Raw genomic sequence first — 13497 nt, 5'->3', positions numbered from 1 at the left:
GGTCACTTGACGGCGCCCGCGGTCAGGCCGGCGACGAGGTAGCGCTGGAGGAGAAGGAACCCGACGACCACGGGCACGCTGACGACCAGGGAGGCGGCCATGATCTGGTTCCAGTAGACGTCGTTCTGGGTGGCGTAGCCCTGCAGACCGACGGCCAGGGTGCGGGTGGTGTCGTTCGTCATGACGGAGGCGAAGAGGACCTCGCCCCAGGCGGTCATGAACGCGTAGACGGCGACGGCGATGATGCCGGGCACCGCGGCCGGTACGACCACCCGGAAGAGCGCGCCGAGCGGCCCGCAGCCGTCCACCTTGGCGGCTTCGTCCAGGTCCTTCGGGATGGAGTCGAAGTACCCGATCAGCATCCAGATGGAGAACGGGAGCGAGAACGTCAGATAGGTGAGGATCAGGCCGATGCGCGAGCCGTACAGCTCGATGCCCGTGCTGTTGCCGATGTTCACGAAGATCAGGAACAGCGGGAGCAGAAAGAGGATGCCGGGGAACATCTGCGTGGACAGCACCGTGACGGTGAAGACCCGCTTGCCGCGGAAGGTGTAGCGGCTCACCGTGTACGCGGCGAACACCGCGATCAGCACGGAGAGCAGCGTCGCGGAACCCGCCACGATCAGCGAGTTCACGAAGTACTTGGCGAGCGGGACCGTCTTCCAGATGTCGAAGTACGGGCGCACCGTGAGGTTCGTCGGGATCCACTGGAACTTGGCCGAGACGTCCTGGAGCGGCTTCAGCGAGCTGCTGACCATGACGTACAGCGGCAGCAGCGCGAAGGCCGCCAGCAGGGTCAGGACGACCCTGCGGGTCCAGAGGAAGGACTGCGGCGGAGCGCTGGGAGACCTGGCGCCGGAGGTGCTAGACATCGGAACCCTTCCTTCCCCGGGAGGTGACCAGCAGATAGACCGCCGTGACCAGCAGCAGGAAGAGCAGCAGCAGGACGGACATCGCGGATCCCGAACCGAAGTTCCAGGTCACGAAGGACGACTGGTAGATGTGGATCGAGATCAGGTCGGCCGCTTCCGGCGCCGACTTGCCGAAGAGCACGTACGGCGTGTTGAAGTCGTTGAACGTCCAGAGGAACAGGACGAGCACCAGGACCTGGTTGACCGGGCGCAGCGACGGCAGCGTGATCTTGCGGATCTGCTGCCAGATGCCCGCTCCGTCGATCGAGGCGGCCTCGTACAGCTCACGCGGGATGTTCTGCAGGGCGGCCATGAGCATCAGGAACGCGAACGGCCAGGACTTCCAGAGGGAGACGACGACCAGGGCGACGAAGCTGTTGTCGCCGATCAGCCAGAACGACGGCTCGTCGGTGAGGCCCAGCTGGTCGTGCAGCACGTGATTGATCATGCCGTTGTCGTGCTGGAACATGAACGCCCAGGTGATGACGGCCGCGTACACGGGCAGGGCGTACGGAACGAGGAAGATCGTCCGCAGGATGCTCCGGCCGCGGAAGTTCTCCTGCAGCAGGATCGCCGCCGCGACACCGAACAGCCAGGACAGCCCGACGGAGATCACGGTGAACGCGCAGGTCACCAGGAACGAGTGGAGCAGTGCCTGGCCGATCGGGGCGTCGAAGTCGACGGCGACCTTGAAATTGTCCAGTCCCGTCCAGGGGGCCTGGCTCCAGTTCCGGATGTAGAACTGGGTGAGCTGACGGAAGCTCATCACGATCCCGATGATCATCGGGATCAGGTGGACGAGCAGTTCCAGCACGACGGCCGGCAGGAGCAGAAGATAAGGCAGACCGCCTTGGCGGACGCGGTCGGGGATGCGCGGCAGCTTCCTGCGCGCATCCCCCTTGCCCTGCTTCCCCCCACTGCCCGCCTCGCGCCCACTGTCGGGTGTCACGGTGGCGGTCATCGGGGGAGCCTCACTGCTGCATCTGCTGCTGGGCCTTGTTCAGGCGGGCCCTGACGGATTCGGTCGTCACCGGACGCCCGGCGGCGGCATCGGCCCACAGGTCCTTGACGGCCGTACCGACGGTCGTCTCGAACTGGGACTCGGTGGGGACCTGGGGGAGCGGGGCGGCACTGGTGGCGAGCGTGTCGCGCAGGACCTTCAGGTCGGGCGCGGAGAACGCCGCGTCCTCCTGGGCGGCCTTGACCGGCGGGATCGAGCCGAAGGTCTTGTTGAGGAGCTTCTGCTCCTCGTCGCTCGTCATGAACTTCACGAACTTCTTGGCGCCGTCGATGTTCTTGGTGTTCTTGAACACCGCCATGTTGATCCCGGCGACCATGGAATTGGTGTTCTCACCGGTGCCCGGCGTGCCGGACGCGACCGGAACGGGCGCGACGCCCCAGTCCTCGGGCTTCATGCCCTGGGACGCGAAGGTCGAGGCGGCGGCCTGCCACAGGACCATGGCCGTCTTGCCCTTGGAGAAGTCCTGGAGGGACTGGTTCTGGGCGTACTCCGCGTTGCCCGGAGCGATGATCTTGTCCTTGGCCATGAAGTCGACGTACTGCTTCACGGCGGCGACCGCACCGTCGGAGGTGAAGGTCGGCTTGCCCGACGCGTCGAAGAAGTCCGCGCCGTGCTGCTTGCCGAGCACGAAGACCTGGTGGATGTTGTTCGACAGGTTGCCGCCCTCGGCCCCCAGTCCCCACTTGCCGTCCTTGGAGATCTTCTGGCCGTCCGCGATCAGCTCGTCCCAGGTGGCCGGCGGCTTCGAGATCCCCGCGTCGGCGAACATCTGCTTGTTGTAGTACAGCGCGTACGCCAGCGAGTACAGCGGCACGGCGGAGGGGTCCTGACCCTCCGCGCCGGCCGCGGCGATCGCCGAGTCGACGAAGCGGTCCCGGCCGCCGATCGCGTCGAAGTTCTTCTTGTCCCACGGCAGCAGAGCGCCGGTGGCCTGCAGCGAGGCCGACCAGGTGTTGCCGATGTTCAGCACGTCGGGGCCCTGACCGGACGTGGTGGCGGCCAGGATCCGGTTGAGCAGATCCGACCACGGGACGACTTCGAGCTTGACCTTGATGCCGGTCTGCTTCTCGAACTTGGCGAGTTCGGGCGTGAGGATCTCCTTGTCCGCCTCGATGCTGGACCCCTGGTTGGACGCCCAGTACGTGAGGGTCTTCGGTGACTCGTTGCTCCCGCTGTCGGAGGATCCGCCGCCGCAACCGGTGACGGCCGCGAGGGAGCTGACGATGGTGAGTGCTGCTGCGGCTCTGATTCTGCGCATGTGAGATGGCCCCTTTCCGGGGGTGGCAGCGTTCGAGACTCGAACGGCCTCCATGACTTAATTTATGACGTGATTTAAGAGGTGAGAGAAGGTCGCGTCAAGGTCTGGGGCCGGGGTATGTTGCGTCGACGGAAGGAGCATCATGGCAGAACGCAACAGACGTACCGTGCGTGACCTGCGGCGGGGCAACCGAGCCCGGGTTCTACAACGGTTGTATTTCGACGGTCCGCTGAGCCGCCAGGAGCTCGGACCGGCCACCGGCCTGAGTTCAGGTTCCATCAGCAACGTCGTCGCCGAACTCGTCGCCGAAGGCATCCTGGAGGAGGCCGGCGTGGTCGACTCCGACGGCGGCCGGCCCCGTACCCTGCTGCGCGTCGCCCCCGGCGGCGGTCTGCTCATCGGCATCGACATCGGGGAAACCCGCGTCCGTGTCGAGCTCTTCGACCTCTCCCTCACCGAACTCGCCCGCACGGACCGGCTGCTGGCCCAGCACGGTTACGATGTCGAACGCATCGTCACGCATGTGCGCACCGGCGTCGCCGACGTACTGCGCGACGCCGACGCCGACCCGGGCCGGCTCCTCGGCATCGGTATCGGGGTCCCCGGCATCATCGAACGCGACGGTCCGGACGGCGCTGTCGTCCACGGCCAGACCATCGGCTGGAGCGCGGTGCCCTTCGAGAAGCTCCTGCGCGCGGCCGTCGACGTGCCGCCCGACGTGCCGCTGTTCATCGACAACGGCGCCAAGACCCTCGGGCAGGCCGAGATGTGGTTCGGCGGCGGCCGGGGCGCCGGCGTCGCCGCCATCGCGCTGATCGGCTCCGGCGTCGGGGCGAGCGTCATCCACGGTGGCGCCCTGGTCGACGAGAGCGGCCGTGGCAGCGCCCTCGAATGGGGCCACACCACCGTGCAGATGCGCGGGCGCCGCTGCCGGTGCGGCTCCATCGGCTGTCTGGAGGCGTACGCCGGAGCGGAGGCGATGCGCGAGCGCTGGTACGAGGCGGGCGGCCCGCTCCCGGACGACGCGGACGACGAGACCGCGCTCGCCGCCCTGCTGGAAGCCGCCTTCCCGAGCTCCGAGGGAATCCTGCCCGACCCGGTCGCGGTCTCCCTGCTGGACGACACCGCCGAGTGCCTCGGCGCGGCCGTCGCCGATCTGATCAACCTCTTCCTGCCCGAGCGGGTCCTGCTCGGCGGCTGGGCCGGCCTGCTCATCGGTCCGCATCTGCTGCCCGCGATCCGCCGCCACGCGGAGGCGTACGCGCTCCACCACGCGGCGGCGCGCACCAGCATCGAGCTGGGCGAACTCGGCCCCGACGCGGTCACCGTGGGCGCCGCGACCCTCCCGCTGGCGGCCTTCCTCGCGCGCGGCGGCAGCCGCCCCCGCCCGCCCGCCTCCGGCACCTCACCGGACCTCACCGGCCTCCCCGACCCCAACCGCTGGCGCCGCGCGCCGGCCACGGCGGGTGACGCCCCGGGGTAGGGGCCCGCCCGAGGCCCTCGCCTGTGGAACCCTCGGCCGTGGAACCCTTGCCCGTGGAGCCCCCGCCGGACGTTCCCGCCGACCGGCCCGGATCGCTCCGGGCGTCACCGCCGTGGTCGCCGCCGTGGCCGGTCCGGGCGTGCGCGTGGCCGGATCAGGCCGAGCCGCGGATGACCAGGGAGGGTTCGAAGATCACTGAGGTGACCGCGCGGTCGGGACGGGCCAGGCGGTCCAGCAGCAGGCGGCCCATCTCCGCCGCCATGTCCTCCACCGGCTGCCGCACCGTGGTCAGCGGCGGACGGCAGGCGGCGGCCGCGCTGCTGTCGTCGAAGCCGATCACCGCGACGTCCTCGGGCACCCGCCTGCCGTGCTCGCGCAGGACATGGCAGGCGCCCACCGCCATCAGGTCGTTGGCGGCGAACACCCCGTCCAGATCAGGGTGTTCGACGAGCAGCCGCTCCATCGCGGCCTCACCGCTCTCCTGGGTGAACCGGCCCTCCGCGATGGAGATGTACGGATGGCCGCGCCGCGCCATCGTGTCGCGGAAACCCGCGAGCCGTTCCTGGCCCGCCGGTACGTCCAGCGGGCCGGTGATCGTGGCGATCCTGCGGCAGCCGCGCGCCAGCAGGTGTTCGGCGGCCAGCCGGGCGCCGTCCTGGTGGGCGAGGTCCACGTAGCTGATCCGGGCCGGCCGGGCCGGGCGCGCGTACAGCACGGCCGGCAGTCCCGCCTCGGTGATCAGGGAGGGCAGTGGATCCTCGGCGTGGGTGGAGACGACCAGGGCGCCGTCGATGTTGCCCTGGCGCAGGTACGAGACGACCTCGTCGCGGGCGCGGGCCGTCTCGGCGAACATCAGCACCGGGTACATCCCGCGCGGCCGGAGGTAGTTGACGACTCCGGTCACCACCCGGCCGAAGAACGGGTCGGAGAACACCTGCGCGGTGAAGGAACGGCTCCCGCCGTCGGGCTCCTCACGGTGGTGACCGGCCGCGCCCGCCGCCCCGCCGGGGGCGGCCTGGTCCTCCGGCGCCGGGTCGTCCCCGGCGCCCGAGACCACCAGGGCGATCGCGTCGGCGCGGCGGGTGACCAGCGAACGGGCCGCGCGGTTCGGCGTGTAGCCGGTGGCGGCCACCGCCTTCCGTACGGACTCCTGTATCACCGGGTCGACGTTGCGGACACCGTTGATCACACGTGAGACCGTCGCACGGGAGACACCGGCCGCCCGGGCCACATCCTCCAGGGTGGGTGCGCCGGCCGGTCGCAGGTCTTCCGTCATGCCCTCATTTATAGCATCAGCGGAGAGCGCTCTCCGTGGTAACCGCTGGTGAGGGCGGTGATGCCGTGAGCAGAGTGACAGAAGAGGCGAGCGGCAGGTCCCCGGCCGAACGGCCTCCGAGCAGAGTGAAATCGCCCGGTCCGCTCTCCCAGCCGTGCCGCTCGGCCGACCACCGCGCGAACGCCCGGCCGTCCACCCGCACGACCGCGACGGCTTCCTCGCCCGGGTCGGCGCGGACCGCCGCGTAGCCGACCAGCCGGCGGTCCGCCCCGACGGCCGGCCCGGGGCCGGACAGATAGAGCTGGACGACCTCGCGGCCCCGGCGGCCGCCGGTGTTCCGCAGCCGTATCCGCACCTCGAAGGGCTCGGCGCCGGTCACCGTGGCGGGCCCCTCGATCGCCTCGTACGACCAGCTCGTGTAGCCGAGGCCGTGGCCGAACCAGTGGGCCGGGGCGGCGGCGGACCGCAGCCAGGCGCGGTAGCCGATGTACGGGCCCTCGGCGTAACGGAGTCGACCCTGCTCCGGCCGGGTGGAGAGCACGGGGACGTCCCGCTGGGCGACGGCCCAGGTGGTGGGCAGCCGGCCGCCGGGCTCGGCGCGGCCGAAGAGGATGTCGGCCAGCCCGTGCCCGGCCTCCTGGCCGGGGAACCAGGCGAGCAGCAGGGCCGGTACGCGGGCCTGCCAGGGGAGGGTGACCGGGCCGCCCGCGTTCACGATCACCACCGTGCGCGGATTGGCCCGGACGACGGCCCGTACGAGATCGTCCTGTCCGTCCGGCAGCGCCAGCGCCGTACGGTCGCGGCCCTCCGACTCGCTCTCCTCGGTGGTGCCCACGACCACCACGGCCACGTCGGCCTCGCGGGCCGCCGCGACGGCCCGGGACAGCGCGGTCGCCGCGTCACCGGCGGGCGGGGCGGCGGCCAGGATCGTGGCGATGCCGGTGTCGGGGTCGAGGCCGCGCCGGGCGACCACCTCCACCTCCCGCCCCGCGACCAGGTCCGCCCGTGCGGACCGGTAGGGCGGGGCCACATGGACCCGGGTCGGATCGTCGGAGTCCAGCGGGAAGGTGCCGGTCAGGACCGTCACCCCGGCGACGGACAGCGAGATGGGCCCCCAGCCGCCGACCGCGAGGGTCCAACTTCCCGTCTCCTCGGGCCGGATGAGCGCACGGATCTCCACGGTCCGCGCGCCCGCCACCCGGGCGGGCTCCACGATCCGGCCGGACAGCCGCCGCTCCGCGTGGAGTTCGTTCCCCTCCGCGTCCAGCACCCGCACCAGAACGCCCGGTTCGCCGCCGCGCGGATCGCGCGACCACGCCGGATCCAGCGGCCGGGGCAGGGCGCTCGGCGGCAGGCCGGGGGTGTGGACGACCCGCGCGGTCCCCTCCAGAGCCGCCGTGATGCCGTCCAGCGGGGAGACCACGGAGGCGGGAAACACCTCCGCGCTGCCGCCGCCCTGCGTCCGGACCGCTCGCGCGTGCGGACCGATGACCGCGACCGACCGCAGCCGGGCGGGGGCCAGCGGCAGCAGATCCCCGTCGTTGCGGAGCAGCACCGTCCCGGCCGCGACGGCCCTGCGCAGCAGCTCGCGCGGGTCCGGCGGGGAGTCCGCGGATCCTGCGAGCGGCGCCCCGGCGGGCCGCCGGGGCGCGGGGAGTGCGCCCGTGGCGCTGCGCCGGGTGGCCCCCAGCGCCCCCACCCGGCCGGCCAGCCGCAGCAGTCTGCGTACCTTGTCGTCGATCAGCTCCACGGGGACCAGCCCCTCCTCCACGGCGGCGAGCAGTCCGGCGGACCAGGGGCCCTCGGGCCCCGGCATCGCCAGGTCCTGCCCGGCACGGGCGGTGTCGAGCAGCGAGCGCACCCCTCCCCAGTCGGAGACGACGAGGCCGTCGAAGCCCCACTCGCTCTTGAGTGGCCGCTCCAGCAGCGGAGCCGCGCTCATCGTGACGCCGTTGACCTGGTTGTACGCGGACATCACCACCCAGGCGCCGGTCTCGACGGCCGCCTCGAACGGCGCGAGGTACACCTCGCGCAGGGTGCGCTCGTCCACCCGCACATCGACCCTGAGCCGGTCGGTCTCCGCGTCATTGGCCACGAAGTGCTTCGCGGTGGCGGCCACCCCGCCCGCCTGGATGCCCCGGATGAGGGCGGCGCCCGTACGCCCGGTCAGCAGCGGGTCCTCCGAGAAGCACTCGAAATGCCGGCCGCCCAGCGGGGAGCGGTGCAGATTGAGGGTGGGCGCGAGCAGGACGTCGACGCCCTTGCGCCGTGCCTCCGCGGCGAGCAGCCCGCCCAGTTCGGTGACCAGCTCCTCGTCCCAGGCCGCCGCCAGCGCGGTCGGGGAGGGCAGGACGAGTGAGGTGTCCCGTTCGTCCCAGGCGTCGCCGCGTACTCCGGCCGGTCCGTCGGACAGGGTGACGGCACGCAGCCCGATGGCGGGCTCCGCGTGGGTGCGCCAGTTGCTCGCGCCGGTCAGCAGGCGCACCTTCTGCCCGAGGTCCAGTTTCTCCAGCAGATGGCCGATCTCTTCCTCGGTCACACCCGCGCCCGCGCCGGTATCCGCGTCGTCCGGTCCCGCGCCGCCGGTGCCGGCGTCGTCCGCGCCCGCCCGGGTCATGCCTGCGTCGGTCATGCCTGCCCCCTTCGCCCGCCCTTTCGGAGAGCGCTCTCCCGCTTGCACGGCACAGCCTCCCCGGAGGGCGTCGGCCCTGTCAATGGCGGCGATTTCGGGACTCGGGCGGACGCGCGGGGCTCCGGGGTGGCACGCTGAGTGCCGAGAAGCGGTCAGCCGGTAGTCGAGGCCTTGTCATGGTCTGTGCCCAGCCCGTACGTTGGCCGCTTGCGACGTGTCCTACCTGTCAGTGGGGGAGCCCATCATGGCCGCATCCGGTCGGCACCGCAGATACCAGCCGAGCCGCATCAACCGCGCCTCGCTGACCGTGACGGTGGGCGGAGCCGGCATCGCGCTGCCGCTCATCGCCGCCGGAACGGCGCACGGCGCGTCGGTGGACGTCTGGGAGAAGGTCGCGGCCTGCGAGTCGACCGGCAACTGGCAGATCAACACCGGTAACGGCTACTACGGCGGGCTCCAGTTCACCCAGTCCACCTGGGACGCCTACGGCGGCGAACAGTACGCCTCGCGCGCCGACCGCGCCACCAAGGACCAGCAGGTCGCCGTGGCGGAGAAGGTCCTCAAGGGACAGGGCCCCGGCGCCTGGCCCACCTGCTCGGACCGCGCCGGACTGGCCCGGGGCGGGGACGCACCCGACATCGCCCCGGCCAAGGCCCCGGGGAGCGGCAGCGCGCCGCAGGCCCAGGGCGGCGTCGGGGCGCAGGCCCAGCAGACCCGGCCGAAGACCGGACCGAAGCAGAGCGAAGCGAAGAAGACCGCGTCGCCCACGACCGTGCCGACGCAGCGCCAGGGCTACACGGTGGCCCGCGGCGACTCCCTCTCCGCGATCGCCGTCGACGAGTCCGTCAAGGGCGGCTGGCAGCGGCTGTACGAGGAGAACCGCCGGCTCATCGGCAGCGACCCCGATCTGATCTTCCCGGGCCAGAAGCTCGTCCTGCACGTCCCGTCGCCCCCGAAGGGCAGCGCGCCGGCCGGTGAGACGGCGAAGCCCGCCCCGGCGGAGAAGCCGCAGCAGGCCGAGAAGCCGCAGCAGGCGGAGAAGCCGCAGCAGGCGGAGAAGCACCAGCAGGCGGCGAAGCCGAAGCAGGCCGCCACGACCGCCCACGCGGGCAAGCCGAAGGCGGACGGACTGACCCTCCCGGTCGCGAGCGCCGGCACCGGCACGCAGTACCACCAGGCGGGATCCTGGGCCAGCGGCTACCACACGGGGGTCGACTTCCCCGTGCCCACCGGCACCTCGGTGAAGGCCGTCGCCGCGGGCCATGTGGTCTCGGCCGGCTGGGCGGGGGCGTACGGCTACCAGATCGTCATACGTCACGCGGACGGCAAGTACAGCCAGTACGCGCACCTCTCCGCGCTCAACGTGCGCGAGGGCCAGCAGGTCAGCGGCGGCCAGCGGATCGCCAGGTCAGGATCCACCGGCAACAGCACCGGGCCGCACCTCCACTTCGAGATGCGTACGGGGCCGGCCTACGGTTCCGACATCGACCCCCTCGCCTATCTCCGGGCGGGCGGCATCAAGATCTGAGGGCGCGGCGGCGACGGCGGGCACCGGGAACCCCGCGCGCACGCCGGAAGGCGGCCCCTCGTCCTCGGACGACTCGCTCGATGACCGCGACCGCGACGTCCCTGACCGCGAGCGCCCCGACCGTGCCCGCGACGACCCCGTACCCCAACCGGCCCCCGGCTCGGCGCCGGCGCCGGAGCCGGACCGCTCCTGCCGTGCGGTGCTCATCCGGTCCGTGGTGAGCAGGATCAGCCCGCCCGCCGCGACGAACCCGGAGACGAGCGCGAGCGCGGTGCCCAGCGCGCCGTACCGGAAGCTCTCCCCGAACAGCGTGAGCCCCACGGCCGCGGCGATCACCGGGTTGACGACCGTGACCGTGGCCAGTGGGGCGGCGAGTCCCGCGCCCCGGTAGGACGCCTGGGAGAGCAGCAGACCGCCGGCCGCGAGCACCGCGATGACCAGCAGCGTCGGCACCTGTACGGCGGCGCTCTCCGAGGTCCGGTCGACGGTGACGGTCTTGGTGAAGACCGAGGCGATCCCGAACGCCACACCGGCCGAACCGGCCAGCAGCACGCTCCGTACGACCGGGCGGCCCACCAACTGCGCGACCAGGTAGAGCAGCCCCACCCCGCCGAAGGTGGCCAGGGCGAGGACCAGCCGCTCCCCGCCGTCCAGCGCGTGCGAATCGGTGCCCTGGGTGAGCGAGAGCAGCCCCGCCAGCCCCACGGTCGCCATGACCGCACCGCGCCAGGCGGTGCGCCCGGCCCTGCGGCCCACGAACAGCGCCGCCATGGGCAGCGCGAAGACGATGGTGAGCGCGCCGAGCGGCTGCACCAGGCTGAGCGGACCGAACGCGAGCGCACCCACGTGCAGCAGGGCGCCGAGGCCGTTCAGGGCCACCGCGATCCACCACACGCCGTGGTGCAGGGGCGCGTACGGGCGCGCGGGGGTGGCCACCGCGACGCGCTCCTGCAGGATCGCTCCCGCCGCGTAGGCGACCGCCGAGACCAGGGACAGCAGCACGGACAGCGCGAGTGGACTCATGTCTTCCACGATCTCTCGTTCGGGCGGATTTCGTCGTCGTCCTGGTGTGGTCGATCGGGCGTACTGCCGTCGCGGTACGAAGCGGGGCCGTACTACTCCCACGGATGGTCGCCCAGGTCAGCGAGGAGAACCCGTGCGTTGACTACGGTGATCCTGGTACGGGCGAGTCCGCCGGGATCCGTCGCAACGCCGACGAGAACGCACGGGCGGTGACGGAGGAGGGGCACACGGTGGACGGCGACGGCGGGGACGGCCGGGACGGCGGGGACGGAGGGGACGGTCGGGGCGGTCGGGGCGTTGGGCACGGTCAGGACGGCGGGTACGGCTGGTCCAGCGGCGGGGACGGCCGGCTGAGGCCGGCGGAGGTCGGCGCCGTGGGCGGTTTCTTCGCACTCCGGATCGCCCCGCGGCCCCCCGCGCCGCCCGGCGCGCATGTCCCGCTCGCGCGGGTGTACGCGGGCGACACCGCTCCGCTGACGGCCCGGGTCGACAAGGTCGCGGCCCGGCTGCGCGCCCCCGACCGCAGGATCGCCGCCTCCGTCGCGCAGCTGGGGCTCGCGGCCCGGCTCTGGTCGATCGCGCTCGGCAGCGCCGTCCTCACCGGCGCCGTCCCCGATCTGGACCCGGAACGGCTGCACTGGGACCCCGACCTGACCTCACCCGAGGACCTCTGGCTGGCCGGGCCGAGGGCGCTGCCCGGCACCGCGCGGACCGTACGCGAGGTGGTGCGGTACGGCCATCTCGTCCCGCTCGCCGAGGCCCTGCGCCGCGACGGCAGGATCTCGCCCCGGCTGCTGTGGGGCAACGCGGGCTCCGCGCTCGCCGGGGCCGTACGCGAGCTGAGCGCCTGGGGCGAGCGGAACGGCAGGCCGGAGGTGGCGGAGCGGGCCGGGGCGCTCGCCGCCGAGCTGTTCGACGACCCCGATCTGCGCGGCACGGGCGATCGGGTGGCCGGGGCGTACCGGCGGCGCAGCTGCTGTCTCTACTACCGCTGCCCGGCGGGCGGTCTCTGCGGGGACTGCGTCTTCGACCGGCCGCCGCTGCGCTCCGCCGACCGGCCGTACCGTCCTTCTTCACCGCCGTCGCCGCAGCGGTCTTCCGCACGGACGGTTTCCGGGTGACCATGACAGGGCTGAGATCACCGGACGACGCCGGCGACGACGGAGGTAGGGCGTGAAGGTAGGGCTGCTGACCCGGGAGTACCCACCGGACGTCTACGGCGGCGCGGGCGTCCATGTCGAGTTCCTGGCCCGCGAGCTGCGGTCCCTGACCGACCTGGACGTGCACTGCTGGGGCGGGAGCGGCGGTGCGGACGGCGCCGCCGGCCCGGCCGGGGGAGTCTTCCGCCATCTGGCCGCCGCCGGGCTCGACGGCGCCAATGACGCCCTGCGCACCTTCTCGGTCGACCTGGCGATGGCCGCCGCGCTCGACGGCCGTGAGCTGGTCCACTCGCACACCTGGTACGCCAATCTCGCCGGGCACGTCGCCAAGTTGCTGTACGGCGTCCCGCATGTGATGACCGCGCACTCCCTGGAACCGCTGCGCCCCTGGAAGGCCGAGCAGCTCGGCGGCGGATACGCGCTCTCCAGCTGGGCCGAGCGCACGGCGATCGAGTCCGCCGACGCGGTCATCGCCGTCTCCCGGGGGATGCGCGCCGACATCCTCGCCTGCTACCCCTCCCTCGATCCGGACCGGGTGCGGGTCGTGCACAACGGCATCGACACCCGCCTCTACCGGCCCGATCCCGCCACCGCTGTCCTGGAGCGGATCGGTCTCGATCCCGACCGCCCGTTCGTGCTCTTCGTCGGCCGCATCACCCGGCAGAAGGGCGTGCCCCATCTGCTGCGTGCCGCCCGCGCCCTCGACCCCGAGGCACAGCTGGTGCTGTGCGCGGGCGCCCCGGACACCCCCGAGATCGGCCGGGAGTTCCGCGAGCTGGTCGACGAGCTGCGGCGGACCCGGGACGGCGTGCACTGGATCCCCGAGATGCTGCCGCGCCCCGAGGTCGTCCAACTCCTCACCCACGCGGCGGTGTTCGTCTGCCCGTCGGTGTACGAGCCGCTCGGTATCGTCAATCTGGAGGCGATGGCCTGCGGGACCGCGGTCGTCGCCTCGGCGGTCGGTGGTATCCCCGAGGTCGTCGACGACGGGAGTACGGGGCTGCTCGTACCGTACGACGAACACGCCCCGGACGCCTTCGAGTCGGGCCTCACCGAAGCGCTCAACCGGGTGCTCGACGACCCGGAGTCGGCGGCCCGGATGGGGGTGGCGGGCCGGGAACGTGCGGTGCGGGAGTTCGGCTGGGACCACGTGGCCCGCCGTACGTACGAGGTGTACCAGGAGCTTCTCACGACCTCATAAGGAG

The 13497-nt window shown here is 72.2% G+C and carries 9 protein-coding genes and 1 pseudogene; 4 read left to right on the top strand and 6 right to left on the bottom strand.

All coding sequences use genetic code 11. The features are described 5' to 3' along the window. Window positions 1-2 precede the first annotated feature (2 nt). The 3 genes from ACIBAE_RS14210 to ACIBAE_RS14200 are packed head-to-tail and all read right to left on the bottom strand — an operon-like array spanning window position 3 to window position 3190. A complete protein-coding gene (locus ACIBAE_RS14210; protein ID WP_399284888.1) occupies window positions 3-872 on the bottom strand; it encodes a carbohydrate ABC transporter permease in 870 nt (289 codons plus the stop codon). Continuing rightward, window positions 865-1872: a carbohydrate ABC transporter permease gene (locus ACIBAE_RS14205; protein ID WP_399284886.1), complete on the bottom strand. Its 1008-nt coding sequence runs from the start codon at window positions 1870-1872 to the stop codon at window positions 865-867. The genes ACIBAE_RS14210 and ACIBAE_RS14205 overlap by 8 nt, the downstream gene beginning before the upstream one ends. A gap of 10 nt (window positions 1873-1882) precedes the next feature. Then, window positions 1883-3190, bottom strand: coding sequence for an ABC transporter substrate-binding protein (locus tag ACIBAE_RS14200; protein WP_399284884.1), 1308 nt, complete (start codon window positions 3188-3190; stop codon window positions 1883-1885). 142 nt (window positions 3191-3332) lie between these two features. Here ACIBAE_RS14200 and ACIBAE_RS14195 point away from each other — a divergent pair, with 142 nt between their 5' ends. After that, a complete protein-coding gene (locus ACIBAE_RS14195; RefSeq protein ID WP_399284882.1) occupies window positions 3333-4673 on the top strand; it encodes an ROK family protein in 1341 nt (446 codons plus the stop codon). Between the two features lie 154 nt (window positions 4674-4827). Here the strand turns inward: ACIBAE_RS14195 and ACIBAE_RS14190 are convergent, their stop codons facing one another. Both ACIBAE_RS14190 and ACIBAE_RS14185 read right to left on the bottom strand, forming a co-directional pair. Further along, on the bottom strand, window positions 4828-5949 hold the full coding sequence (locus ACIBAE_RS14190; RefSeq protein WP_399284880.1) for a LacI family DNA-binding transcriptional regulator: 1122 nt from the start codon (window positions 5947-5949) through the stop codon (window positions 4828-4830). A 16-nt stretch (window positions 5950-5965) separates the two neighbouring features. Beyond that, complete coding sequence (locus ACIBAE_RS14185) at window positions 5966-8581, bottom strand: glycoside hydrolase family 3 C-terminal domain-containing protein (protein ID WP_399284878.1); 2616 nt, start codon at window positions 8579-8581, stop codon at window positions 5966-5968. Window positions 8582-8825: 244 nt separating this feature from the next. Here ACIBAE_RS14185 and ACIBAE_RS14180 point away from each other — a divergent pair, with 244 nt between their 5' ends. Further along, window positions 8826-10109: a transglycosylase family protein gene (locus ACIBAE_RS14180; RefSeq protein WP_399284877.1), complete on the top strand. Its 1284-nt coding sequence runs from the start codon at window positions 8826-8828 to the stop codon at window positions 10107-10109. Here the strand turns inward: ACIBAE_RS14180 and ACIBAE_RS14175 are convergent. Further along, window positions 9990-11132 carry a DMT family transporter gene (locus ACIBAE_RS14175; RefSeq protein WP_399284876.1) on the bottom strand — a complete coding sequence of 381 codons (1143 nt, stop codon included), beginning with the start codon at window positions 11130-11132 and terminating at the stop codon, window positions 9990-9992. The two genes, ACIBAE_RS14180 and ACIBAE_RS14175, sit on opposite strands and share 120 nt — an antisense overlap. Window positions 11133-11482: 350 nt before the next feature. On the opposite strand from ACIBAE_RS14175, the pseudogene ACIBAE_RS14170 reads away from it, so the two are divergent. After that, window positions 11483-12172 (top strand): annotated as a pseudogene (locus ACIBAE_RS14170) ((2Fe-2S)-binding protein); the annotation flags it as partial. A gap of 133 nt (window positions 12173-12305) precedes the next feature. Next, window positions 12306-13493 (top strand): glycogen synthase, encoded by a 1188-nt coding sequence (gene glgA / locus ACIBAE_RS14165; RefSeq protein ID WP_399284875.1) that lies wholly within the window; start codon window positions 12306-12308, stop codon window positions 13491-13493. The last annotated feature ends 4 nt before the right edge of the window (window positions 13494-13497 follow it).

It is taken from the genome of Streptomyces sp. NPDC051569 (assembly GCF_044454085.1).
Classification (GTDB): domain Bacteria; phylum Actinomycetota; class Actinomycetes; order Streptomycetales; family Streptomycetaceae; genus Streptomyces.
Note: the sequence above shows the minus strand (reverse complement) of the source record. Positions and strands in the feature narration are given on the sequence as shown.